23 protein-coding genes and 1 pseudogene are annotated in these 21,864 nt (G+C 64.8%); 16 read left to right on the forward strand and 8 right to left on the reverse strand.

The genetic code is table 11. The features are described 5' to 3' along the window. Window positions 1-236 precede the first annotated feature (236 nt). From ACFE87_RS11770 to ACFE87_RS11780, 3 genes are all read right to left on the reverse strand, one after another. Complete coding sequence (locus tag ACFE87_RS11770; RefSeq protein ID WP_375459825.1) at window positions 237-440, reverse strand: TetR/AcrR family transcriptional regulator; 204 nt, start codon at window positions 438-440, stop codon at window positions 237-239. Window positions 441-1,219: 779 nt separating this feature from the next. Further along, on the reverse strand, window positions 1,220-2,596 hold the full coding sequence (locus ACFE87_RS11775) for an ATP-binding protein (RefSeq protein ID WP_375459826.1): 1,377 nt from the start codon (window positions 2,594-2,596) through the stop codon (window positions 1,220-1,222). Next, window positions 2,593-3,315: a response regulator gene (locus ACFE87_RS11780; RefSeq protein ID WP_375459827.1), complete on the reverse strand. Its 723-nt coding sequence runs from the start codon at window positions 3,313-3,315 to the stop codon at window positions 2,593-2,595. Before ACFE87_RS11780 ends, ACFE87_RS11775 begins: the two co-directional genes overlap by 4 nt. A gap of 156 nt (window positions 3,316-3,471) precedes the next feature. Between ACFE87_RS11780 and ACFE87_RS11785 the strand changes: the two genes are divergently transcribed. The 3 genes from ACFE87_RS11785 (at window position 3,472) to ACFE87_RS11795 (ending at window position 5,918) form a co-directional block, all read left to right on the forward strand. Next, the gene (locus tag ACFE87_RS11785) at window positions 3,472-4,260 is read left to right on the forward strand and encodes a VacJ family lipoprotein (RefSeq protein ID WP_375459828.1); all 789 of its coding nucleotides are present in this window, start codon (window positions 3,472-3,474) and stop codon (window positions 4,258-4,260) included. 164 nt (window positions 4,261-4,424) lie between these two features. Further along, the gene (locus ACFE87_RS11790; RefSeq protein WP_375459829.1) at window positions 4,425-5,315 is read left to right on the forward strand and encodes an adenylate/guanylate cyclase domain-containing protein; all 891 of its coding nucleotides are present in this window, start codon (window positions 4,425-4,427) and stop codon (window positions 5,313-5,315) included. Between the two features lie 9 nt (window positions 5,316-5,324). Next, a complete protein-coding gene (locus ACFE87_RS11795; protein WP_375459830.1) occupies window positions 5,325-5,918 on the forward strand; it encodes a GNAT family N-acetyltransferase in 594 nt (197 codons plus the stop codon). A gap of 210 nt (window positions 5,919-6,128) precedes the next feature. Here ACFE87_RS11795 and ACFE87_RS11800 read toward each other — a convergent pair whose 3' ends face one another. The 3 genes and pseudogenes from ACFE87_RS11800 to ACFE87_RS11810 all read right to left on the reverse strand — a co-directional run bounded on the left by ACFE87_RS11800 (window position 6,129) and on the right by ACFE87_RS11810 (window position 7,493). After that, window positions 6,129-6,677, reverse strand: a complete 549-nt coding sequence (locus ACFE87_RS11800) for a TetR/AcrR family transcriptional regulator (protein WP_375459889.1) — start codon at window positions 6,675-6,677, stop codon at window positions 6,129-6,131. A gap of 87 nt (window positions 6,678-6,764) precedes the next feature. Further along, window positions 6,765-7,022: pseudogene (locus ACFE87_RS11805) on the reverse strand (IS3 family transposase); the annotation flags it as partial. A gap of 258 nt (window positions 7,023-7,280) precedes the next feature. Continuing rightward, complete coding sequence (locus ACFE87_RS11810) at window positions 7,281-7,493, reverse strand: hypothetical protein (RefSeq protein WP_375459831.1); 213 nt, start codon at window positions 7,491-7,493, stop codon at window positions 7,281-7,283. A gap of 257 nt (window positions 7,494-7,750) precedes the next feature. On the opposite strand from ACFE87_RS11810, the gene ACFE87_RS11815 reads away from it, so the two are divergent. Both ACFE87_RS11815 and ACFE87_RS11820 read left to right on the forward strand, forming a co-directional pair. Further along, window positions 7,751-8,308: a DUF1194 domain-containing protein gene (locus ACFE87_RS11815; protein WP_375459832.1), complete on the forward strand. Its 558-nt coding sequence runs from the start codon at window positions 7,751-7,753 to the stop codon at window positions 8,306-8,308. A gap of 95 nt (window positions 8,309-8,403) precedes the next feature. After that, window positions 8,404-10,620, forward strand: a complete 2,217-nt coding sequence (locus ACFE87_RS11820; RefSeq protein WP_375459833.1) for a putative bifunctional diguanylate cyclase/phosphodiesterase — start codon at window positions 8,404-8,406, stop codon at window positions 10,618-10,620. Between the two features lie 736 nt (window positions 10,621-11,356). Here ACFE87_RS11820 and ACFE87_RS11825 read toward each other — a convergent pair. Then, window positions 11,357-11,683: a hypothetical protein gene (locus tag ACFE87_RS11825; protein ID WP_375459834.1), complete on the reverse strand. Its 327-nt coding sequence runs from the start codon at window positions 11,681-11,683 to the stop codon at window positions 11,357-11,359. 115 nt (window positions 11,684-11,798) lie between these two features. Between ACFE87_RS11825 and ACFE87_RS11830 the strand changes: the two genes are divergently transcribed. From ACFE87_RS11830 to ACFE87_RS11850, 5 genes are all read left to right on the forward strand, one after another. Then, the gene (locus tag ACFE87_RS11830; protein WP_375459835.1) at window positions 11,799-12,119 is read left to right on the forward strand and encodes a hypothetical protein; all 321 of its coding nucleotides are present in this window, start codon (window positions 11,799-11,801) and stop codon (window positions 12,117-12,119) included. 214 nt (window positions 12,120-12,333) lie between these two features. After that, entirely contained in the window at window positions 12,334-13,065 is a 732-nt protein-coding gene (locus ACFE87_RS11835; RefSeq protein ID WP_375459836.1) for a lytic transglycosylase domain-containing protein, read from the forward strand. A gap of 2 nt (window positions 13,066-13,067) precedes the next feature. Then, window positions 13,068-13,373 (forward strand): TrbC/VirB2 family protein, encoded by a 306-nt coding sequence (locus ACFE87_RS11840; RefSeq protein ID WP_375459837.1) that lies wholly within the window; start codon window positions 13,068-13,070, stop codon window positions 13,371-13,373. Window positions 13,374-13,381: 8 nt separating this feature from the next. Further along, complete coding sequence (locus tag ACFE87_RS11845; protein WP_375459838.1) at window positions 13,382-13,669, forward strand: type IV secretion system protein VirB3; 288 nt, start codon at window positions 13,382-13,384, stop codon at window positions 13,667-13,669. A 7-nt stretch (window positions 13,670-13,676) separates the two neighbouring features. Continuing rightward, a complete protein-coding gene (locus tag ACFE87_RS11850; protein WP_375459839.1) occupies window positions 13,677-16,094 on the forward strand; it encodes a VirB4 family type IV secretion/conjugal transfer ATPase in 2,418 nt (805 codons plus the stop codon). A 32-nt stretch (window positions 16,095-16,126) separates the two neighbouring features. On the opposite strand, the gene ACFE87_RS11855 is transcribed toward ACFE87_RS11850, so the two are convergent. After that, window positions 16,127-16,792 (reverse strand): hypothetical protein, encoded by a 666-nt coding sequence (locus tag ACFE87_RS11855; RefSeq protein ID WP_375459840.1) that lies wholly within the window; start codon window positions 16,790-16,792, stop codon window positions 16,127-16,129. Window positions 16,793-17,089: 297 nt separating this feature from the next. On the opposite strand from ACFE87_RS11855, the gene ACFE87_RS11860 reads away from it, so the two are divergent. From ACFE87_RS11860 to virB9, 6 genes are read left to right on the forward strand one after another with little or no spacing between them, the layout of a single operon-like run. Continuing rightward, complete coding sequence (locus ACFE87_RS11860; RefSeq protein ID WP_375459841.1) at window positions 17,090-18,259, forward strand: transglycosylase SLT domain-containing protein; 1,170 nt, start codon at window positions 17,090-17,092, stop codon at window positions 18,257-18,259. A 10-nt stretch (window positions 18,260-18,269) separates the two neighbouring features. Then, window positions 18,270-18,998, forward strand: coding sequence for a type IV secretion system protein (locus ACFE87_RS11865; protein WP_375459842.1), 729 nt, complete (start codon window positions 18,270-18,272; stop codon window positions 18,996-18,998). Beyond that, window positions 18,998-19,204: a hypothetical protein gene (locus ACFE87_RS11870; protein ID WP_375459843.1), complete on the forward strand. Its 207-nt coding sequence runs from the start codon at window positions 18,998-19,000 to the stop codon at window positions 19,202-19,204. The genes ACFE87_RS11865 and ACFE87_RS11870 overlap by 1 nt, the downstream gene beginning before the upstream one ends. Continuing rightward, a complete protein-coding gene (locus ACFE87_RS11875) occupies window positions 19,201-20,253 on the forward strand; it encodes a type IV secretion system protein (RefSeq protein ID WP_375459844.1) in 1,053 nt (350 codons plus the stop codon). The genes ACFE87_RS11870 and ACFE87_RS11875 overlap by 4 nt, the downstream gene beginning before the upstream one ends. Before the next feature lie 38 nt (window positions 20,254-20,291). Next, entirely contained in the window at window positions 20,292-21,086 is a 795-nt protein-coding gene (locus ACFE87_RS11880; protein ID WP_375459845.1) for a virB8 family protein, read from the forward strand. Next, window positions 21,083-21,862, forward strand: a complete 780-nt coding sequence (virB9, locus tag ACFE87_RS11885; protein WP_375459846.1) for a P-type conjugative transfer protein VirB9 — start codon at window positions 21,083-21,085, stop codon at window positions 21,860-21,862. The genes ACFE87_RS11880 and virB9 overlap by 4 nt, the downstream gene beginning before the upstream one ends. Window positions 21,863-21,864 lie beyond the last annotated feature (2 nt).

A 21,864-nucleotide genomic window follows, 5' to 3' on the forward strand; every position in this document is an offset into this window, starting at 1 on the left:
AGGTCTGACGCGAGACCGCGGTTCACATCCACGTTGAGCGCTGAGGCACGGGCAAGGCACCATCGATGCGGCCGGGCGCTAGACCGGAGCACTCTCCACCTCGCCTCAGTCCTCGGTCAGCATTTCAGCGACGTCACCGGTAAGCCGCTGGACGTGCGCAAGATCGCGGCATCTTTGGTAGTCGGCAGGAGAAGATGGCCTCGCCGCTGAGGTCGGCCGTCCACTATCGACCCGAGCTAACATTTAATCAGTCCCGTGGCTACGTAGTGGTAGAGGGTTCGTGCTGAGATCCCTGCCGCCAGTGCAACCCCCTCCAGGGTCGTTTTGTCGTATCCCTCCGTCGAGAAAAGCCGCAGCCCTTCACGAGCTATGCGCAAGCGCGTTACCTCGCCTTTCTGTTGTCGCAGTCCAGGACGTTTTCTGGCCGGCTGATTAAGCATGCCGAACGGTAGACAGCGCCGTACACCGCGACAAGCACCCTGGCCGAGCTTAGGCTTTGCAACGCTTCGTTGGACACAGCCCTGCCATTCTGACCGAAATGGGCATCAAGCAGCTCTATGTCGGTCGCCTTCTCGAAGCGCTCAGTCCATTGAACCATGAGCGGAGACACCGTAACGCCGTCACCAGGAGATGACCGAGGCGCCTCGCCTATTATCGTGGATACGGCTCTATCTGGGCGCCCCAGTAATGCTTGGCGATGTTCTGACTGTTTCGGATTACATGGATTGCAATTTGCGGATCGCCCCCGGAGAAAGTTTCTGGATCGGCGCCGCACATCGTGCAATACATTGCCTGATGTACGACTGAAGCGAAATACTCGCTCGGTGGAGGCTGACCTTCTAGATCGCTTGAGTCGAACTCGGCAGCTGCCCTGTCATGCGCTTCTTGTATCGCCTCAAAAACCTTGCGCAACATTGCGCTCTGGCCATCGGAGAGGGCCGTGAGATACTTCGCTTCCGCCGACGTGGGTATCTGACAGGAACGTTCCATTGATCATGCACTCCGAAGTCGCGATGGTTCAGCCCATTTTAGTTCCGCCATGACCGTCCATAGGTGCGATCGGCACGGTCATCTCGCTGAACGACGGCGGGCTCCCGCCAATGTGGACCTTGGCGCCGCCCCAGGGGTGTCTGCTCGAAGACGACGGGCAACTCGGCTGAAGGCCGGAGATGGCATGAAGCTGCTGGCTGAGGTCGGTGCGATCCCGCTAGGTTCATCCTCAGGCACCAGATGGGGTTACGACCGGCAGGGTCATCAGCGCCTCGCAGCCGTCGCCATGGTTGCGCAGCACGAGATCACCGCCATGCGCGCGAATGATGCTGCGGGCCGAGGTCAGGCCGAGGCCTACGCCGCCCGTCGCTCGGCTGCGCGACGTTTCCACCCTCTGAAACGGTGCAAAGACGCGGTCGAGCATGTGCTCGGGGATGCCTGGGCCCTTATCGCGAATGCGGATTTCGACCGTTTGCGCGCTCAGCATGAGGCTCACGACGGGGGGCGTCGCGTATTTCACTGCATTTTCGACGAGGTTGACGATCGTCCGGCGCAGGGCAAACGGGCGCCCGTAGAAAACAGCCTTCGGGGGTCCTTCGTAGCCGATCTCGACCCCCTGGTCGGCGTAGTCGTCTACGATGGAGAGCAGGAGTTCGGGCAGGTCGAACGCCGTCCGGTCCTCCTGGGTTGCATCCTCGCGGAGGAAAGCGAGGGCTGAACTCGCCATGTCCTGCATCTCGTCGACGTCGCGGAACAGCTTCGCCTGCTGTTCGGGATCGCCGATGAACTCGGCCCGGAGCCGCATCCGCGTGAGGGGGGTTCTCAGATCGTGCGAGATCGCGGCCAGCATCATCGTGCGATCGGTGACGAACCGTGCGATCTGCGCCTGCATCGCGTTGAACGCCTTGATCGTCGCCCGCACCTCGATGGGTCCGGACGGCGCGATGGGCGGCGCGTTGGGATCGGTCCCGAAGCGACGCACCCCCGCCCAGAGGTCGACGATGGGTCTGGCGAGCGTCCGCGCGGTCCAGGCCGCCGAGACCAGGATGGAGAGCGCCATGAACCCCAATTGCAGCAGATCGCGTCCTTGCCGCGACAAACCCCAGCGCCGCTCGGGCACCGTGAAGACGAGCCATCCACCCCCGGAGAGCTCGACGCCCATGAAGTGGGCGTCCGGATAGCGTTGCCGGTCATATTGGAACGGCGGCAACGCCTCTACGTCGTCGGAGTCGAAGAGGACGATTTCGCTTTCTGGGCGACCCAGGTGCCTGCGCATCGTAGCACGGACCTCTGGAGCATTGTGCCGGATCCTCTCCGCGGTGGGAATATCCGAGCCATCGGGATGCCACGCGATAAAGTAAGGCTCATCGGCGTTGCCTCCCACCATGGCCAGATGCGGTCGGTTCGCGGGTGGCGAGGCCTCCAACATTCGAACGGCTGTCGCAGCACTCTCCAGCAGGCCTGCTTCTTCGAGCGAGGGGCGCCCCCACACCCCGGCGAACGTCACAAAAAGGGCGTTCATCGCGAAGGTTGCCGCGAATGCCACCGTGATCGTCAGCACGAACCGGCGTGCGATGGTATCCCGGCCCCAATTCGTTTTCATCATGCCCGGCTGACCTTCGCCAGGAAAATGTATCCGCCGTTTCGGACGGTTCGGATCAAGTGGGGAGCCTTCGGATCGTCCTCGAGCTTCCGGCGCAGCCGACTGATCTGGACGTCGACGCTCCGGTCGAACGCCAAATGTGACGAACCTCGCGAGAAATCCATCAGAGCGTCTCGCGTGAGAACGCGTTGTGGGTGCTCGACGAAGGTCAAGAGGAGGTCGAATTCACTCCCCGACAGAAACACCATCGTGTTCGCGTCGGACCTGAGTTCTCGACGGGCTACGTCGAGGCGCCACTTGCCGAAGGTCAGAACCGGACGGCTGTCCTCCGGCTCCGGCGGCGTCCCGGCTCGGCTGGTTCGCCGCAACAAGGCCTTGATGCGTGCGAGCAACTCACGGGCATTGAAAGGCTTAGTCAGGTAATCATCTGCGCCGATCTCAAGTCCGACGATCCGATCGGTATGCTCGGCCAGCGCCGTAAGCATGATGACGGGAAGGCTCGACACCGCGCGTAGGCGCTGCAAAAGATCAAAGCCATTCTCGTGCTGTAGCAACACGTCCAACACGACAACATCGATTGATCCCTTGCCTAATGCCTCAAACATGGCAGTGCCGCCCGACGCGACGGTGACCTCACATGCATGCTGGCGCAAAAACTGGGTTAGTAGGGATAAGATATCGGGATCATCGTCGACGATCAGGACATGAGGCAAGGGGATCATACCTTCTTATACGCCGACGGGTACGCTCTGTAATGACAGAATTGCGACCGCATATTCCAGAACTGAAACATTTAATCAGCGTCGTCGCAATCAGCACATCATCGCGACAACAGCCGCGTCTACATGGTTCTGCACGCCAGTGGAGCCGTACTCGCAATGAGAAGTTATCGCCATTTTGACCTGACGATCGTCGCGTTTGCTTTGAGCGTTACCTACATGAGCCTTTGTACCGTGCCGACCGAAGCCGAAGAAGTTGAGGATCGGAGTGAGATCCTGAACAGGACGGTGCTCGCGGGAAATCAGCTGCTCGACAAGCATTTACTGCGACCCATCGCTACCGCGTACCGCGACACCGTCCCACCCGAAATCAGCGTCTCGGTCGGCAACTTCGTGTCGAACCTTCGCGCGCCGACCGTGCTCGTGAATGATGTCCTTCAGGGCAACCCCGAGAGGGCATGGAACACCGCCCAGCGTTTCGTCCTCAACTCCACCATTGGCGTCGGCGGCTCTCTCGATCCAGCAAGGGATCTCAACCTGCCAGCGCATCGCGCAACGTTTGGACAAACGTTGGCGGTCTGGGGGATCGGACCCGGTCCGGCGTTGCAGCTTCCCCTGGTCGGACCAACCAATCTTCGGGATACGGCCGGTCAGGTCGTCGGCTCACTCGCGAATTCGCTTGGCTTCGTCCCAGGCAACGCGATGAGCGTTATCAGCGCGACTGGCAAGGGATTGGGCGTCCTCCATGGGCGCGCCGCGACGCTCCAGGCCGATGACGCATTGGAGCAGACGAAAGGGGATCGCGACGGTCAATATCGCCATGGCTACGCTCGTCGCGACAAACCCTTCATCGAAGGCGGAGAGCGCGGCGGCTTGGCATCGCGCCGAGGTAATCCGTCTATAAGACTGAGTCTCAACGCACTTCGCTTTGGCTCGGAGCGGGAATGACAGCGCAAATACGCGGCATAAGCGATCGCCGGCAATCTATGCATCGTCATAGGATCGTCGAACTGTTTGCGATTGTGGTGTTGTGCGCAGGCGCGGGATGGCTTTACGGCGGAGCGTTCAATTCTTCGCCCTGGGCATCCGTTCTGCACGGACTTACGATCGGGATGCCGATCCTTCTGTTCGAACGCGGCTACGTTCTGTCCAGATGGCGTGTTAAGCTTCGCAAGGCGTCCACGCCGACATTCTTCATGCTCTCTGTTGCCGTTATGGTGGTAGCTGTTGCTGCCGGAAACGCCGTGGCCGTTTCTCTGCTCCGGTATACGCAGGCCTCAGGGTTCAATCTTGAGGAATCCCCGATCCCAAGCCGTACGACCTTCATCTACTCGGTGGCTATCGCAACGCTTCTCATCACCGCCTTCAGGGTCCGCGATCTGGTCGGTCCCAAGAACCTTTTGAGCCTCATCGTTGGCATGCACCACAAACCGGTCCGAGAAGTCCGAGTGTTCCTGTTCCTTGACCTTGCAGGCTCTACGCGGTTTGCGCGTCAGCATGGGGACGTGAAAGCGCTGGCTCTGCTCGGTCGTGTCTTTGCGTCGCTCGCCGGTCCCGTCCGTAAATTCGGCGGCGAGATCGACGACTACGTCGGCGACATGGCGGTGGTGACCTGGCGCCTCAAGCAAGGGGTTGACCATGCGGCGGTCGTACGATGCCTGTTCGAATTTCTGGACGAAGTCGAGCAGGACGCCGATCAGTGGCGGCATGATTTCGGCGAGGTGCCTCGCTTCCGGGCGGCTCTCCATTGTGGATCCGTACTGACGGCCGAGATTGGGCTCGGGCGGCACAAAATTACGTACTTCGGTAACGTCATGAACACCACCTCGAGGCTCGAATCTCTGGCTAAAGAGTTAGGCATCGACGTCGTTGTCTCGACAGCGCTACTGGAGCTACTCCAACCCCTTCCGCCTGGCTTCAGAGCGGAAGACCTCGGAGTTAGGATGCTACGCGGGCACGACGAGCCGCTCGCCGTCTCCGCGCTGTGTCGCGGCGCGTCGTAGGTCGTGTGAATGTTGACGAGCATAATAACAGCTCGCTTGGTGCTACGTGCGCCAGCGGCTGATGATCTCGCCAGTTACTTGGCCTATCGCAATGATCCATCCAGCTTAGTCTCACAGTTCTTGCCCGCTGTGGACGCTGATAGCGCCCTGACGTTCCTTGATGCGCAGTCACGGCGGGAAGAGAGAGCTTGCGGTTGGAGAATGCTCGCAGTGGAGTTTCGCGAAGAGCCCGGCATCGTAGGGGAGGTCGGCGTCTTCATTTCTGCCGAATGTTCAAATGAGGGCGATCTAGGATGGTGGCTGCACCCGACCCATCACGGGCGAGGCTTCGCGACTGAAGCCGTAAAAGCCCTAATCTGCTGGTGTTTCTCAGAGCGCAAACTCCATCGTGTCACTGCACGTTGTCTCTCGGCCAACGACGCATCCCGCCGTTTGATGAACCGGGTCGGGATGCGCTTGGAGGTACAGGCGATCGAGAGCCGCTGGCTTGCGGGTCGCTGGCATGATGAACTCGGATACGCTCTTTTGCGGCGCGAGTGGGTAGCGAGCGGGCCGAAACCAGTCAGCGATCGTGACCGCATCGCCCGACCACTCGGTGCGTGAGGCGGGCGGTGCCTAAGGGCTTTCCTGCTCGGCGTGGGCCGCCGCAGGCTCAGTCTCGGGCACTACCACGCCACTGTCCCTTCACCGGCCGGTGTAACTTCTCAACGAGTGTCTCCTTCGGAGACGCCGACGAAATCTTCTGAACGACCGATGTGGGGATCGAAGTGACGGCTTCCTTGCTCGAATAGTCCGATCGATCAGAGCGCTTCGCTATCTGCGCGTGTCGGGGTCGGGCCACGCCAGCATGGCCGATGTTTCGATACGCACGCGCTTGTCGCGTGAGGCGCCGTCTCGCGCCGGTGTAGACAGGCCCTGGATCACGGCCATCGCATGTCCCGCCAGAGCCTCGATATCGGTCGTACCCGATAGCTCGCTGCTCGCGACCGCCGCGGCGATCCTGTTCGTGAGCAGCCCTTCGATCCCGCTCCGGAGAGAGGCCAGTTTGGCTTGCACGTCGGCGGTCGCGGCGGAGCAGCTGATGGCCGAGCTGGCCAGCAGGCAACCGGGTGGCGTGTCCTCGCCGGTGAACAAGATCACGGAGCCGCGCAGCAATCCCCACGCCGCCTCGCGCGCGGTCGGAGCCTCCTCGATGAGCTGCTCGGACATCACCGGACCCGACAGGTACCGACGAACCGCCTCGAGGAACAATCGCTTCTTGTCGCCGAACGCGGCGTAGATGCTCGGGGGCGTCACGCCCATCGCGCCCGTCAGGTCGCTGAGCGACGTCGCCTCGTAGCCGTGCCTCCAGAAGAGGAGCATTGCCTGTTCCAGAGTGGCATCGCGATCGAAGGAGAACGGCAGGCCGGTCTTCCGGCGCGCTGGACGGTCGGAGGTTTCATAGTGGTCCCAGCGCTGGTTTGGTCCCTGTGGCAGCGTCATCGGCGCGCGCGTACCGAGAGCCCGCTTGCGACCGCCCCGGCGCCTCACCGTCAGCTTCTCCTCGCGATAGAGCCGGAAGAGCTTCTTGTGATTGAGGGTGACACCCTCGCGCCGAAGCATGATGTTCAGCCGCCGATAGCCGAACCGTCGACGCTCGGCCGCCAGCGCCTTCAACCGCGCTCTCACGCCCGCATCGTCCGGCCGCGTCCACGCGTACCGGCGCGTCTTCGGCTCCATTGATCACCAGCGTGGAACCGTCGCCGGTTCTCGATTCAGGAAAGTCGTTGGACGGCGTGGTCTCGGCCACCGATGATTCGGCATCACATTCGAGTTAGCGGAAGCTTGTCACGACTTTTGCCCCCAAGGCCGGGGCCGAAACCGGGCACCTCATCGCCAGTAGCCATCGGGGGCTTGCGCCCTCGATGGCCAGTGATCAGCGCCAGCGACTCTGCGCGGCGGTCGACGCGGCTACTGAGTTCGAGCTCAGTACCCGTAGCCGTAACGAGGCCGATAGTAGGAGAACCGATAGCCGTAGTGCGGTCGATACTGGTGCCGGTACCCATAGTGACGCCCGTAGCCGTAGTGCGGCCGGTAGTGATGTCGGTAGCCGTACCCGCCACCATAGCCGCCGTACCAGGTCGCCTCGGCCGGAGCCGATGAGGTCGCGAGCGCACCGCCCAGGGTCAGAGCGCCCAACGCACCCAGAGCGAACGTCCTCAAACCTCCCGAAAAACTCACCATTTGCGCATTCCTTGTGATCGTGAATCGCCCTCCACAGTTCAGTCTACGTCCGCCGAAGGGCGAGACCAGTTACAATTCGTTAACATCGAAGGCTGGAATCAGGAGTTTGGTAGATTACGAGCTGACCAATTGCCGTGGGCCCGGACGGCCAAGCGAGAAGACAGGATCATGCCGCACCGGCCGTCGCGATGGGGGAACGCCGGATGGGTGCGATGGGTCCGGGCTGGGTTGCTGGCATCCTTGTGGCTGATCGCAGCCCTTCCGCGGCCGCGACCGCCGAGGCCGGCCAGGAGGTGGACGTCGGTCTCGTGATGGGCGTGGACGTCTCCTGGTCGATGGACCCCGACGAGCAGGATCTTCAGCGGCAGGGCTTCATCGAGGCGTTTCGGTCGCCGGCGGTGCACGACGCGATCCGCAAGGGGATGGTCGGGCGAATCTCGGTGACGTATTTCGAGTGGGCCAGCGCCGCGCACCAGGAGGTCGTCGTGCCCTGGACCGTGATCGAAGGACGTGAAGGGGCGCTGGCCTTCGCCGACCGTCTCGGCCGAGCGCCGCCCGGGCGCGCCTACTACACGTCTGTGTCGGCCGCGATCGACTACGGGATCGGGCTCCTGGCGCACAGCGGCGTTGAGGCCGCGCGACAAGTCATCGATGTCTCCGGCGACGGGCCGAACAACGACGGTCGGCTCGTGACGACAGCCCAAGACGCGGCTGTCGCGAACGGCATCGTGCTCACCGAGCTTCCCATCATGCTCAACACACCATTGTGAAGCGCGAATTCAGCCTGACGACGAAGACGGCACCCCTGAGTAGCAGGTTGTTCATTGCCTGCGTCAGACAATGAGTGAACGCATGAGGAGCTCCCGTGCTCAATCCCTCGTCGGCGTCGCCCGGCTACCCCGTCCCACTGAACGAGGAGGAGCGACTCCAAGAACTGCTGACGTATGACTGTCCGGGCGGAACGACAGAGGCGAGCCTCGACCAGATCTGCCTCTTGGCCCAGAGCCTCTTCAAGGTGCCGGTCGCCCTAGTCACTTTGGTGGGCCGTGATGAGCAAACGTTCCTGGCCAAGTGCGGCGTGAGTGCAAGTGGCACCTCGCGAGAGGATTCGTTCTGCACATACGCGATCCTCGACGACGAGGTCTTCGTCGTGAGTGACGCCACTCAGGACCTCCGGTTCGTGGGCAACCCGCTGGTCACCGGCGATATGCATATCCGCTTCTACGCGGGCGCCCCGCTCATAGTGCGGCCCGGCATCCGTGTCGGTTCGCTCTGTCTCATCGACACGGAGCCGCGCGAATTCTCGGCGATCGATGCCTCTCGCCTGGAGATGCTGGCATCGATGGCCGTCAACGAGTTGCGTCGACGCCGGGCCACGATCGACCTCAAGAGGCAACAGGACCTGCTTTCGCAGACCGCCCGCATGGCGAAGGTCGGCAGCTGGGTCTTGGACCTCAACACTCAGTCACTTGCCTGGTCCGACGAAACCTACCGTCTCTTCGAGGTCGAGCCGGGCGTTGCGCCCACGACGGCGATGGTCGAGGGCTTCTGGGGCGTGGATGGCGCTGCGAAGGTTGCGGCGGGAATGGAGGGTTTGGTTCGGGACGGCATCCCCTTCGATCAGGACCTGCCGATCGTTACGGCGAGAGGCTCGGCGCGCTGGGTGCATTGCATCGCCGAAGCCGAACTCGCGGACGGCTTCGTCAGCCGCGTCACGGGAAGCGTCCAGGATATCACGGAGCAGCGCGAGCATGCCGCCAAAATCGAGCGGTTGGCATTCAGGGACGCCCTCACCGGGTTGCCAAATCGCGCGCTGTTTCAAAAGCGCTTCGCGACCGCGGTGGCTGAAGCCGAGCTATACAAGACCAAAGTCGGGTTGCTGATGCTCGACCTCGATCACTTCAAAGACGTCAACGATACGTTGGGACACAGCGCAGGCGATGAACTTTTGCGCTCAGTCGCTGAGCAACTGCGGTCCGCCTATTCAGGCGACGGTTCCGTTGCCCGCCTGGGCGGCGATGAGTTTGCCGTGATCCTGCCTATCGTATGTGATGTTCGCGAACTGACCGAGCCTACCGAGCGGCTTTTGGAGCTGCTGCGGCATCCCCGCGAGCATGGCGGAAAGAGACTTACGGTCAGCGTCAGCGTCGGCGCGTCCCTCTATCCCGACGATGACGAGCACGCTGAGGAACTGCTGAAGAACGCCGATATCGCGCTCTACCGCGCCAAGAGTGCAGGGCGAAACCGTCTCGTTATGTTTGAACCCAGCATGCGTGAGGAGGTCGAGCGCCGCACCACTCTGCTACGAGAGATCAGGGCCGGGATCGAAGCGGACGAGTTCGTGCTCTACTACCAACCGCTGGTGGGCGTGGCGAAGCCACGGGCCGTCACCGGTTTCGAGGCACTGATGCGCTGGCACCATCCCGTTCGCGGCGTGCTCACCCCAGACAAATTCCTCGCCGGCTTCGAAGACCTCGAACTCTCGCTGGCGTTGGGGGAGATCGCTCTCGATCGAGCCATGGCTCAGATGCGAGGGTGGCTGGATGCCGAGGTCGAGTTCGGCCGGGTCGCTGTGAATTTGTCCGGGGGGCAGTTCCGCAGCGGCGACTTGGCCCAGGCGATCATGGATAAGCTTGCTCGCTGGCGCGTTCCCGCCGAACGTCTCACGCTGGAGGTGACCGAGAACGTCTATATGGGTTGGGGTTCTCAGATCGTCGGCGACACGATCCGGGCCCTGCACGGGGCCGGAATCCTCATCGCGCTGGATGATTTCGGCACGGGCTACGCGTCTTTGACGAACCTCAAGCAATTCCCAATCGATCGGCTGAAGATCGACAGGTCGTTCATCCGGGATCTGCATGACCCTGCAATTGTGTCTGCCGTTCTTAGCCTGGGTGCCAGCATGGGAATGAAGGTCGTCGCCGAGGGCGTCGAGAACATTGAGCAACTTGAGGTACTGGGCGCGATGGGGTGCGACCAGGTTCAAGGCTACTTCTTTGCTCGACCAATGCCTGCAGCAGAAGTCCCAAATTTTCTTGAGTTATTTTCATCGGATGGACCTCTTGTCCAAGCTGCAGCCTGATCAACGCCACAAGCCCTCATTGTCATGTCAGTTGTGAACTGCCCAGTACCAGATGTTTCGAACTCGCCTCCAGGTCACGATGCGGCTCTCGAAATCGTACGTTCGAGCAGTTGGAACGGCGAGGACGACGTAAAGACGGAAGCGAGCGGGCCTGAATGGCAACCCGTCCCCCTCTCCCTGAATTGCGATCTGGCTGGCGACACAGTGTCAACGGTTGGTCGGCAGAAGCGGCTGCGAGAACCTCGGCCGATCGCGAACATCTGCTTGATCTGCGGCCGGCATCCAAAGGTCGCGGAGGGAGATCGCGGCCGGGCTGAACTGGGTGTGGGATACCGAGCGCGCGAGGTGGGGCGTGGTCAGCCGTGCAGGTAAGACGGGTGCTGGCGGGGGCTTGAGCCTAAACGGAGCCGTTCAGTATTCGCGGCGACGTGCTCCCGATAGCGACCGATGACTGTCCGGATCGGGCCGACCATCATCAGGGTGCGGGCGGTGGCAAGCTGCGCCCCGACGAGGCATCGAGTAGGCACTCGTCCACCTCCGCGGCAGCGCGGACCACGGCCGCCGGCGAGCCGGCGCCGTCGCGTGCTCGCGGATGGCTGAATCCTGATGTCGGCGATTATGCCGACGCGGTGATCATCGCGACATTCCGCGAAGTACCGACCGGCCTTGCGGCGGCGACGAGCGCCCAAACCAATCCACGAGAGTGCCGGACTGCTCGAGGAGAGTCCCCGTGCCATCAGCCTGCCCCACCCCCGAAGGCCACCAAGGATCGGCGCTGCAAAGCAGTCGGACCACGATCGAGATCCTCGTCGCGATCGGCACGCAGGAGCCTGATGGTCAGCGCGTCGAGGTCGGCGTACGGCGCGAGCGGCGAAGCCATCTCCTCCGGCGTTCGCACTTCACGGCGGTCGAGCCCGAGCCAAAGCACGACCGTGTCGGCATCCTCCTCACTCGACGGAGGCTCACGGAGGACCGTGCAGAAATAGGTCTGGAGCGGGTTGTCCCACCCGCAGGCGACAGTCATGCCGGCCTGCTTGGACGGGAGAGAACGGCGGCTGCTCAACGACATCTCCTACGCTGCAGAGTATGATGCGCCGTCAGCGCATTGCGGCGTGGTGAGGATACCTCGACGGTCGACCGCGGGATTGCAACAGCCTTAAGTCGCCTATGGTTGACGCATGGTCGGCTTCGTTTCCACTGTCTTTCTCCTCGTGTACCTCGGTCGTGTCCTGGCCTGGACCTGGGGTACAAAGCCGTTCGAAGCCGGCGATGTCGTCTTCCTTCTGCCACTCGTTGTAATCGCCGTCCTCGTCCGCAGGCGCGCTGTGCGCCCGCGATTGCGTCAGCCGCCGGCCGCCGCTGCGGAGATCGACGCGGCCGACGAGCCGTCCGAGTTCGCGCTGCTCGAGGGGCCCAGCAAGGCCAGGATCGACGAAAGCGAGAACCTTCGGCGGCAGCAGGAGTGGGCGGCGGCTGACTACCATTGGTGGAAGCGGTAGCGCGTCGCTCTGGTCTCCTGGCTGCCGTGTGACGAACAGTAAAGGCGCCCGCTGAGCGACCTTCAGGCTCCCATCCTGTGGCGGTCCGACAACACGGAGCCACCCCTGCGTTACACGGCCCAGCATCGGCCCTTGCCGACCGAGAGAGTCGCCTTTAGTTGACTCTTATCGAGTCAACTAAAGTTGATTCGGGAGAGCGGGCGCGAGCGGGAACATGAGGGCGGTCTCTTACGTGTCCATGGTGGTCGCCGCAGGGCTGATCGGCGGTGCGACAGCCGGCGAGAAGCTGCCTAACCGCGTCCTGGCCGCTGCGATCGACCGCGACGGAACCGTCCGGATCGAGGGGCGGCCGGGCGACGCCGCATCGCCCCAATTCATCGGTGCCGCGATCCCCGCCGTGGGCAGCTTTGCGCCCGCGCCGACCGCAGCTGGCACATGTAGCTTCGAAAAGGTCCCCTCCCCCGCTGAGGCAGAGACGCTGGCTCGCAAGGTCGCGACCGAGGAGACCATGGACCCGGGCCTGGTCGTCGCGGTCGCCCGCGCTGAGAGCCGCTTTCGCATGGACCAGGTCTCGCCGAAAGGCGCCATCGGCCTCATGCAGCTGATGCCGGCAACCGCCAAGCGCTTCGGCGTCGACGCCTGCGACCCGGCCGACAACGTCCGTGGCGGCGTCCGCTTCCTGCGCGCGCTGCTGGAGCGCTACCGCAATCCCATGCACGTCCTCGCCGCCTACAACGCGGGCGAGGACGCGGTCGAGCAGCATCGGGGAGTACCGCCCTTCCCCGAGACGGTCCGCTACGTCGCAGCCGTGCTCAACGACCTGAACGGCTGGCCGAAGCCGGCGGCCGGAACCGCTAGCCGGCCACGGCGCGCCGGCGCCGCCCCCGACTCTACGAACCCCGAGGCGAGCTGGTCGCAGGGCTTCGTCATGCACGTGGAGAACTGACCATGCAGCGCAAGGTGCTCAAGCTCGTCGGGACGGCGCTTGTCCTCTCGGCGCTCGCGGCCGGCGAGGCGTTCGCGCAGGCCGGTGGAAGCCTGCAGCCGGTCCAGTCGACGCTCACCCAGCTCGTGACCACGCTGACGGGCCAGATCGCGACCTCGCTCGCCGTGCTGGCCGTGATCGGCTCCGGGTTTCTCGCCTGGGCGGGTCGCCTGACCTGGGGCATTGCCGGCTCGATCATCTTCGGCATCGTGCTCGTGTTCGGCGCGACCCAGATCGTGTCGTTCTTTCAGTCCGCCGTCGGCTCCTGAGCTCGGCGATGGACGAGACCCTGCCCGAGATGACGCCGCTCGTGCGGGCGCTCACCCGGACCCCGACCCTGTTCGGGGCGCCGTACATGTTCTCGATGTTCAACATGGTCGTGACCGCGATCGTGTTCCTGGTCACCAAGAACCTGCTCTCGGGCCTGCTTGTCTTTCCGATCCATGCGATCGGCTACGTGCTGACGCTCCGCGACGACAAGATCTTCGCCATCCTGAGCGTTCGAGCCGCGAAGTGCCCTCCCCGGTCGAAGCCCGTGTGGGGCATCGACAGCTACCGCGCGTGATCGGGCCATGGTGGCGCGCGCGATCCTCGACGAGATGCGCTACGGCGCGGCGGCCCGGCGCGAGCGGCCCGTCTCCTCGCACGTACCCTACACCCGCCACATCGACGACCAGACGCTTCGGACCAAAGACGGCCTGCTCCTGACCGTGCTGAAGCTCGACGGCTTCTGTTTCGAGACGGCCGACATGGCCGAGATCAACACCAAGCTCGAGGGCCGAAACGACCTCCTGCGCACCCTCGGGACCAGCCGTTACGCCGTCTACGGCCACCTCGTTCGGCGCGAGATCAAGCCGGAGATGGACGGCGAGTTCTCCAGCCCGTTCGCGGCGGAGCTGAACCGCCGCTACCTCGCCCGGCTCGCCGAGAGGCGGATGTTCGTCAACGACACGTACCTGACGATCCTGCGCCGTCCCCTTCAGGGCAAGGCAGGGTCGGCCGACAGCGTCATGGCCAACCTCTTCGGTGCGCGAACGGCCGAGGGCGACCGCGCGAAGGAGCTGGATGAGGTTCGCGAGCTTCGCGACGCCGTCACCGCGGTCCGGGAGACGCTCCAAGAATACGGCGCACGGGTGCTGGGTATCCGCGAGGGCGCCGGCGTTCTCTACAGCGAGCCGCTCGAGTTCCTGGTCCAGCTCCTGAACGGCGTGCAGCCGGTCTCGATGCGCCTGCCCCGGATGCCGATCGACAGCGCGATCTCGATGCGGCGCATCAATGTCGGGCGAAACGCCATCGAGTTCGTGGGGGCGGCGCACCCGGCCGACACCCGCTACGCCGCCATGCTCTCGGTGCGCGAGTACCCGGCCTACACGGGTCCGATGCTGCTCGACGGCCTCCTGAAGGTGCCGCACGAGTTCGTGGTCACGCAGTCCTTCGCGATCGTCGACCGGCCGGCGACGCAGGGCCAGATCGAGCTCGTGTCGCGGCAGGTCGAAATGGCCGACCAGGCCGGCTCGGTCGTGAGCGAGCACCTCGACGACGCCCGCAACGATCTCCTCGGCTCGAAGGCGATCTACGGCACGCATCACTTGACCGTGATGTGCCTTGGCGGCACGGTGCCCGAGGTCGACCGCTGCATCACGGCGGTTGGGGCAGCGCTGACCGACCAGTCAATCATCTGGGTGCGCGAGGACCTGAACTGCGAGCCGGCCTTCTGGGCGCAGCTCCCGGGTAATCTCGGCTACGTGGCCCGGGGCGGCCTGATCTCGTCGAAGAACTTCGCGGGCTTCGTGTCGCTGCACAACTTCCCGAGCGGGCGTGCGGTCGGGAACCATTGGGGGCCGGCCGTCTCACTCCTCGAGACCACGAGCCAGACCGCCTATCACTTCAACTTCCACGAACGCGATCTCGGCAATTTCACGGTCGTCGGTCCGTCCGGGTCGGGCAAGACGGTCGCGCTCTCGTTCCTGATGGCGCAGGCGCAGCGGGTGCGTCCCGAGCCACGCTGCGTGTTCTTCGACAAGGACCGCGGCGCCGAGATCTTCATCCGGGCGCTCGGCGGCCGCTACGAGGTGCTGCAGCCGGGCGAGCCGACCGGCTTCAACCCGCTCGCGCTGCCGGACTCGGGCGCGAACCGCGAGTTCCTGTTCCAGCTCTTCGCCTTCATGCTCCGGCGCTCGGACGGACGGAGCCTGCCGCCGACTGAGGAGAGCGTGATCCGGGCGGCGATCGCCGAGACGCTCGCGAGCGAGCCCGCGGGCCGCAACCTCGACGCTTTCCGGTCGCTTCTGCGCGGCCGCATCCGGGCCGGCGACGACGACCTTGTGGCGCGGCTCGAGAAGTGGGTGCGCCGCAACCAGCTCGGTTGGCTGTTCAACAACGCCGAGGACCGCTTCTCTTGGGTGCGCGTGTCCGGCTTCGACATGACGCGCGTCCTCGACGATCCAACCGTGCGCACGGCCGCGCTCATGTACGTGTTCCACCGCGTCGACGAGCTGCTCACGGGCGAGCCCGCCATGATCTTCCTCGACGAGGGCTGGCGGCTCCTCGGCGACGAGGTCTTCGCGCACTTCATCACCGACAAAATGAAGACGATCCGGAAGCTGAACGGGATCGTCGGCTTCGGCACGCAGAGCGCAGCCGACATCGTTCGCTCCCGCTCCGCCAACACCCTGATCGAACAGAGCGCAACCAACCTCTTCTTCCCGAACCCCAAGGCCGATGCCGAGAGCTACGTCGGGGCGTTCCGGCTCTCCGACCGGGAGATGAACTGGATCCTGAAGACCGATCCGGCATCCCGGGCCTTCCTCATCAAGCACGGACGGGACTCGGTCATCGCCCGCATCCGGCTCGGCGGCATGGAGGACCTGATCAAGGTCCTGTCCGGCCGGGCCGAGACGGTGGCCGAGCTCGATCGGCTCAGGGCCGAGGTCGGCGATGATCCAGCTGCCTGGCTGCCGCGCTTTTGCGGCTGGGAGTTGCCGGCATGATCTCGGCCGCCCTCCCCTGCCCGCTCAGGCGCTCACCTGCCGGCGCCGGCCAGGATCGCGCTGCCGGTTTTCTCGGCGCCGGCAAGATCCGGACGCAGCGGCTTTCCGCCCGCGTCGCGCTCGAGCGCGGCGGCTCCGATGCCGACGAGCGCATCGTCAACCACGATGCCGCCGACCGTTCGTCCGCCGCCGCCCTCATCGGCGCGGATGCAAGTCGCCTCTTGGATCGGACGATCGACTTGATCCGTGTAAGCGCGGCACAAGACAGCCTGTGTGGCAAACAGGTTTCCGCTCAGGCGGTCCTGCCAGAAGCTCTCGCAGGTGAACCGCTCGCCCTTGAAGCTGAAGCTCCCCTTTCGCGTGCAGGGCACGAGTCCGTGCAGAGCGATCGTGGGTGTGCCCTGGCCGGCGAAGGCGACCTTCCCGGGAAGGCCCGCGACGGGCTGCATGTAGGCGCTCTGCAGCCAGGTCCGGGTCGAGGCAAGGGTGCCGTCCCGGTTGTAGTATTTGACGACGAGTGTGTTCTGGCCTTTGACCTGCTCCCAGGTTTTGCCGGCAGCGATATAGGGCGCGAGTTCGGCGGCGCTGTCGGCCGCCCTGACCTGCGGGCAATAGATACCCGCGCAGGTGCTCCGATCCTGAGCTTCGGCCCCCGTCACCACGAGCAGGCTCGCCAGGCCCGCGGTCCAGAAACTCAACCTGACCATCGTTCTTGGCTCTCCACGCTGTGCCTAAACCACCCCGGGCCGCGCGCAATCAACTATAGTTGTCGTCGCACCGGTCCGAAAGCCACGCGGCATTCGGGTTGGCGGATGTTCGCTGTCGCCGCCGTCTGCCTCTGGTTCAGCCCCGCCGCGGCCGACCTCCCGACCCGCGACGATCCCCGGTTACAGCCGACGGCGGAGTCAACCAAAGATACCGGCCAGATCGACACGTCCGCAAAGGAGCGCTCGCAGTCGAGTAGCGGTCTCAAGTGCTCCGTCTCGCGTCAGGACATGACGGAGGTCCTGAACGGTGCAGCCGACCGCTACGGCTTGCCCCGCCAGTACCTGGAGAACGCAGCCGTCGTCGAGTCGCGCTGCAATCCGAACGCCGGCGCGAGCAGCAGCTCGGCGAAGGGTCTCGGACAGTTCATCAACGGCACCTGGAAGGCTTACGGCAACGGCAAGGACGTGTACGACCCGGAGGCCAACGCCGACGCGATGGCGCGCCTCACGAAGGACGACGTCACGCAGCTTCAGCGAAAGCTCGGGCGCTCACCAACGTTCGAGGAGGCTTACCTCGCACATCAGCAGGGTATCGGTGGGGCGTCCTGCCTCCTCTCAAACCCGTCCGCTCCAGCGACGAGCTGCGTCTCGGCCGCGGCCGTCACGAGCAATGGTGGCAACACCGGGATGACGGGCGGGCAGTTCTCGACGCTGGTCCAGGGCTACTACAACACCGGCAGCCTGTCCGGAGCCCGGACCGCCGTCGCGAAGTACGACGCGACCGGCGCCGTGCCGAATTCCGGCAACTTCGCCGACGGGTCGAACGGAACGGGTCCTGCGACCGGCACGACGACGGCCGGTGACATACCGCCGTTGAAGCGCACGACGACCCGCACCGCCACTGTGTCCGACCCAGGCCAGACCTCGACGGCCGCGATCGGCTACTCGACCGATCTCGGGACGACGCAACGCCAGAACTTGTCGCTCCTGCAGCAGCGCAGCGCCGCGATCGGCAGCGGCGACCGTGTGCAGGACGCCATCGACATGAACTCGCGGCTGCGGGCCGATCAAATCCAGCTCAGGCAGGAAGCGGGCGATGTCGCGAGCGCCTGGGGCTCGCTCGTAACCTCCTCGCTCGTGCAGGCCGTCGCGCGCCAGAGCCAGGTCGCGACCGCCATGGTGACGGCCGGCGGCCCGGCTCCGGGTCGGTCCGGCGACATCATGCCGGGCATTCCCTCTCCGACCGCCTCGACGGGCGGATGCGCGTCGGCAGGAGCAACTGGCCAGAGCTGCACCGCTCGCATCACCGACAACCCGCTGAACGTCAGCGCCTACTTGGCGAACTTCGCGGCCGGCTCGTCGAGCCCGTCTCATGCCAGCGCGCCGAGCTCCGCGCTGCCATCCGCCGCCGCCTCGCTCATCTCGGTGGCCGCCCAGGCGGCCCAGGCATCCCGATAGGAGACCTCCCGTGAAAGCCACGATCCTCGCTAGCTGCCTTCTCGTGGCAGTCGCCTCCCCTGCCCTCGCCCAGGTGCCGGTGATCGACGCCGCGAACCTGAACCAGGCGCTACAGACCGCCGCGAACACGCGCTCGATCATGGGCACGAACGACCAGATCAAGGCGCTCACGAACCAGGTGCTGAAGGCGATGACCGGGGACCGGACGGGCCCGGCCGGCCAGTTCGCCTCCTCGGCGCTTGGTCAGGGGTTCAATGTCGGGCAGGCCCCGAACCTCGGACAGATCCTCTCCTCCGGTAACATGTCCTGGGGCGGGATGGCGGGCGGCGGTGCGCAATCCGCGACCGACCTCATGAATGCGCTGAAGCTCGTGAAGACGCTGTCGGGTCTGATAACCGGCAGCGGGACGACGCAGGATCAGAGCTACAGCCGAGCCGTGTCGACCGCGACCGCGCTCGCCGGGATCATCGCGTCGACGCAGTCCGCCTCGCAGACGCGGGCCCAAGCCTTCACGAACGCCTCGAGCCAGATTGGCAGGGCGAGCGACCTCAAGGCCTCCATCGACCAGAACAGCCAGCTCGTGGTCCAGGGCAGCCAGACCACGAACGAGCTCATCGGCGCCGTCAATTCCGTGCTCACCGCCCAGAACGTCCGCAACACGCAGGACATCGCCCTCCAGTCCTCGACCGCCTCCGCCATGGCGTTCGACGGCTCGAAAGTGACGTTCGGGTCGAAGTGATGCGGGTCCTCTTCACCCTCTCGGCCGTGCTCACCGTGGCGCTAACTCTCGGTGGCTGCGGCCATTCCGAGGTCAAGGCGCCCTGCTCGGCGAGCGAGGGCTACATGTCGTTCGCGTCGCAGGATCGCTGCGGCCCGATACGGCCCATCAATGTTCCGGCCGAGCGGGTCGTGCATGGACCGGCACCGGGGACACCCGGTCCATGAACAACATCATCGACCAGCTCTTTGCCAAGGTGCAGGCGCTGGGCACGAACTTCACGGCGAACACCTATCAGGCGCTGGCCCAGAGCATGGGGCCGGTCTTCACGCTCGCCTTCGTGCTCTACGTCGTCCTGTGGGGCTACCAGTTCTGGAGCGGCCGCGGCGAGGGCAGCGCCTCCGGCATGGCGGTCCGGCTCTTCCGGGTGTTCGTCATCTACACGCTCGCGACGAGCTGGGGCGATTTCCAGACCTTCATCTACACGGCCGCAAACGAGACCCCGACGGCGATCGGCAACATCATCGTCCAGAAGATCGGCGACGCGGGCTCGGTCGGGACGAGCAATGCCGCGATCGAGCAGGCGCTCTCGAACGTCTACCTGGTCGGGGTCGACGCAGCCTCGAAGCTGACCAGTCACGCAGGCTGGACGAACCCCGGGCCGTACATCTACGGCGCCCTCGTCTGGGTTGCGGTCGGGCTCTTCGTCGCCTTCGCGGCCTTCGTGGTCATTTTTGCCAAGATCATGCTGTGGGTGATGCTGTCGCTCGCGCCGGTGTTCATCGTCCTCCTCCTGTTCAACGCCTCCTCGCGCTACTTCAACGGCTGGCTGACTGCGACCGTGCAGTTCGTGATCGTGCCGATCATCGTCTACGCGCTCCTCGGCTTCTTCCTCTCCATCATCAAGGACGCCGTTCAGGCGCTGAACGACTCGAACGCCACGACGACGACGACCCTGAAAGAGGTCGCGCCCGTCGTGCTGGCCGGCTTCATCGGCCTCTTCATCATGAGCCAGGTGATCCCGCTCGCGGCTCTCCTATCCGGCGGCGCCCCGTTCGGCGTGCCGGGCCTCGCCCGGTTCGCTCGGCAGGCTTGGCGGCTCACGGGTGGGCAGGTGGCGCGGGGCGGGCAGTACGGCATGCGTCGTCTCGACGAGCGCCAGGGGTTCACCCGCATGGGCCGCGAGCGCGCGGTCCGGGTCGACCGCGTCGATTACGCCTTCCGCGAACTCCAGCAGCGCCGCATCGCGGCCAGTCAGCAGGCAAAGAACAGGTAGGGACCGGACCACCAAACGGCGGCCGGACAGGGGCTAGAATGGCATCAGATGAAAGGGCGCCGGTGTCGGGCGCGACGGTGGACCCGCGCTACTTCGCGGAGGCGATCACCTGGGAGAACGACGTGATCCGGACCGTGAAGCGGTCGCGGGCCGTCGCCTGGTTCGTGGCGCTCCTGATGGCAGCCCTCGCCGCGATGGCGCTCGTCTGTCTCGCGCTCCTGCTGCCGCTGAAAAGCTTCGAGCCCTACGTGGTCGAGGTCGACCGCACGACCGGCTTCCTCGAGATCAAGCGCGCGCTGGCGCCCGGCGACCTCGACCAGTCCGAGGCCGTCACCGCCATGAGCGTCGTGCGCTACCTACGGGCCCGCGAGACCTACGATCCGCCGGCGATCAAGGACAATTTCGAACTGGCACAGCTGCTCTCCACCGGGGACGCCGCGCGCGAGCTCGTCGAGCTCTACAGCCCGGCGAACGCCCGCAACCCCGTCCGGCTGCTCGGCCGTGGCGCGACGGTCGCGATCGGCATCAAGTCGATCCAGTTCCCGAACCAGCGCACCGCCATCGTGCGCTTCTCAACCCGGGAGCGGAGCGCGACCTCAGCGGTCACCTCGCATTGGACGGCGCTGATCCGCTTTCGCTACACGCGCGCGCCGATGCGCAACGAATGGCGTTTCGACAACCCGCTCGGCTTCCAGGTCACCGAGTACCGGCGCGACCAGGAATCGGCGCCGACCACCGAGCCGGTGCCCGGCACCGCTCCGGCGAGTGTCGCCACCACGCCTCCAGAGCTGGCCCCATTGCCGGAGCCGCCCATGACCGGGAGCGTCCCATGAGGACGGCCCTCGCCTGCTTGGCTCTTCTCGCCTCGGGGCCGGCCCTAGCCGAATCCACCCCGGCGCCGGGCGCGGCCGACCCGCGCATTCGGACGGTGACCTACAGCCCGAACAACGTGGTGGCCGTCGATGCGAACTACGGCGTCTCGACTATGATCGTGCTGGGTGAGGGCGAGCGGATCGAAACGATCGCTGTCGGCGACAGCGTCGCCTGGAAGGTCGAGCCGAACAAGCGCGGCAACATCATCTTCCTAAAACCCGTCGCCCCGAACGCGATGAGCAACATGAACATCGTCACCGATGCACGGCTCTACTCGTTCGTCCTCCGCTCGAGCGAGGCTCCGGTCCGCAACCAAGTCTACAAGATCCGATTCCGCTACCCAGACGAGATCGCGGGCGCGAGCCTCGCCCGAGAGGCTGAGCAGCTCGTCAACGATCCGACCCGGCGGGCTTTCAACGTCAAGAAGGCCAACACCGATTATGGCTTCAAGGGTGCCGCCGAGCTGAAGCCGATCGCGACCTTCGACGACGGCAAGAAGACTTGGTTCCAGTTCGCGGGCGAGGTCCCGGCGATCTTCGCGGTCGACAAGTCCGGCAACGAGAGCCTCGTCAATCATCGGCGCGAGCGCGAGTTCATCGTCGTCGATCGCGTCAGCCGCCAATGGACGCTCCGGCGCGGCGGGGCCGCGACCTGCATCTTCAACCTGCGGCCGTCCACGCCCGACCCGACCGGGATGGAAGGGTTCGGGCCGCAAAACCTTGGCCCGAAGGCCTGACC

This window comes from uncultured Enterovirga sp., from assembly GCF_964242715.1.
GTDB lineage: Bacteria > Pseudomonadota > Alphaproteobacteria > Rhizobiales > Beijerinckiaceae > Enterovirga.

Excerpts from the sequence above, each read along its gene's own strand:
- ACFE87_RS11770 (WP_375459825.1), bottom strand. The coding sequence starts at position 440 with ATGCTTAATCAGCCGGCCAGAAAACGTCCTGGACTGCGACAACAGAAA.
- ACFE87_RS11775 (WP_375459826.1), bottom strand. The coding sequence starts at position 2,596 with ATGATGAAAACGAATTGGGGCCGGGATACCATCGCACGCCGGTTCGTG.
- ACFE87_RS11780 (WP_375459827.1), bottom strand. The coding sequence starts at position 3,315 with ATGATCCCCTTGCCTCATGTCCTGATCGTCGACGATGATCCCGATATC.
- ACFE87_RS11785 (WP_375459828.1), top strand. The coding sequence starts at position 3,472 with ATGAGAAGTTATCGCCATTTTGACCTGACGATCGTCGCGTTTGCTTTG.
- ACFE87_RS11790 (WP_375459829.1), top strand. The coding sequence starts at position 4,425 with ATGCCGATCCTTCTGTTCGAACGCGGCTACGTTCTGTCCAGATGGCGT.
- ACFE87_RS11795 (WP_375459830.1), top strand. The coding sequence starts at position 5,325 with ATGTTGACGAGCATAATAACAGCTCGCTTGGTGCTACGTGCGCCAGCG.
- ACFE87_RS11800 (WP_375459889.1), bottom strand. The coding sequence starts at position 6,677 with ATGCTCCTCTTCTGGAGGCACGGCTACGAGGCGACGTCGCTCAGCGAC.
- ACFE87_RS11815 (WP_375459832.1), top strand. The coding sequence starts at position 7,751 with ATGGGTCCGGGCTGGGTTGCTGGCATCCTTGTGGCTGATCGCAGCCCT.
- ACFE87_RS11830 (WP_375459835.1), top strand. The coding sequence starts at position 11,799 with ATGGTCGGCTTCGTTTCCACTGTCTTTCTCCTCGTGTACCTCGGTCGT.
- ACFE87_RS11835 (WP_375459836.1), top strand. The coding sequence starts at position 12,334 with ATGAGGGCGGTCTCTTACGTGTCCATGGTGGTCGCCGCAGGGCTGATC.
- ACFE87_RS11840 (WP_375459837.1), top strand. The coding sequence starts at position 13,068 with ATGCAGCGCAAGGTGCTCAAGCTCGTCGGGACGGCGCTTGTCCTCTCG.
- ACFE87_RS11845 (WP_375459838.1), top strand. The coding sequence starts at position 13,382 with ATGGACGAGACCCTGCCCGAGATGACGCCGCTCGTGCGGGCGCTCACC.
- ACFE87_RS11850 (WP_375459839.1), top strand. The coding sequence starts at position 13,677 with ATGGTGGCGCGCGCGATCCTCGACGAGATGCGCTACGGCGCGGCGGCC.
- ACFE87_RS11860 (WP_375459841.1), top strand. The coding sequence starts at position 17,090 with ATGACGGAGGTCCTGAACGGTGCAGCCGACCGCTACGGCTTGCCCCGC.
- ACFE87_RS11870 (WP_375459843.1), top strand. The coding sequence starts at position 18,998 with ATGCGGGTCCTCTTCACCCTCTCGGCCGTGCTCACCGTGGCGCTAACT.
- ACFE87_RS11875 (WP_375459844.1), top strand. The coding sequence starts at position 19,201 with ATGAACAACATCATCGACCAGCTCTTTGCCAAGGTGCAGGCGCTGGGC.
- ACFE87_RS11880 (WP_375459845.1), top strand. The coding sequence starts at position 20,292 with ATGGCATCAGATGAAAGGGCGCCGGTGTCGGGCGCGACGGTGGACCCG.
- virB9 (WP_375459846.1), top strand. The coding sequence starts at position 21,083 with ATGAGGACGGCCCTCGCCTGCTTGGCTCTTCTCGCCTCGGGGCCGGCC.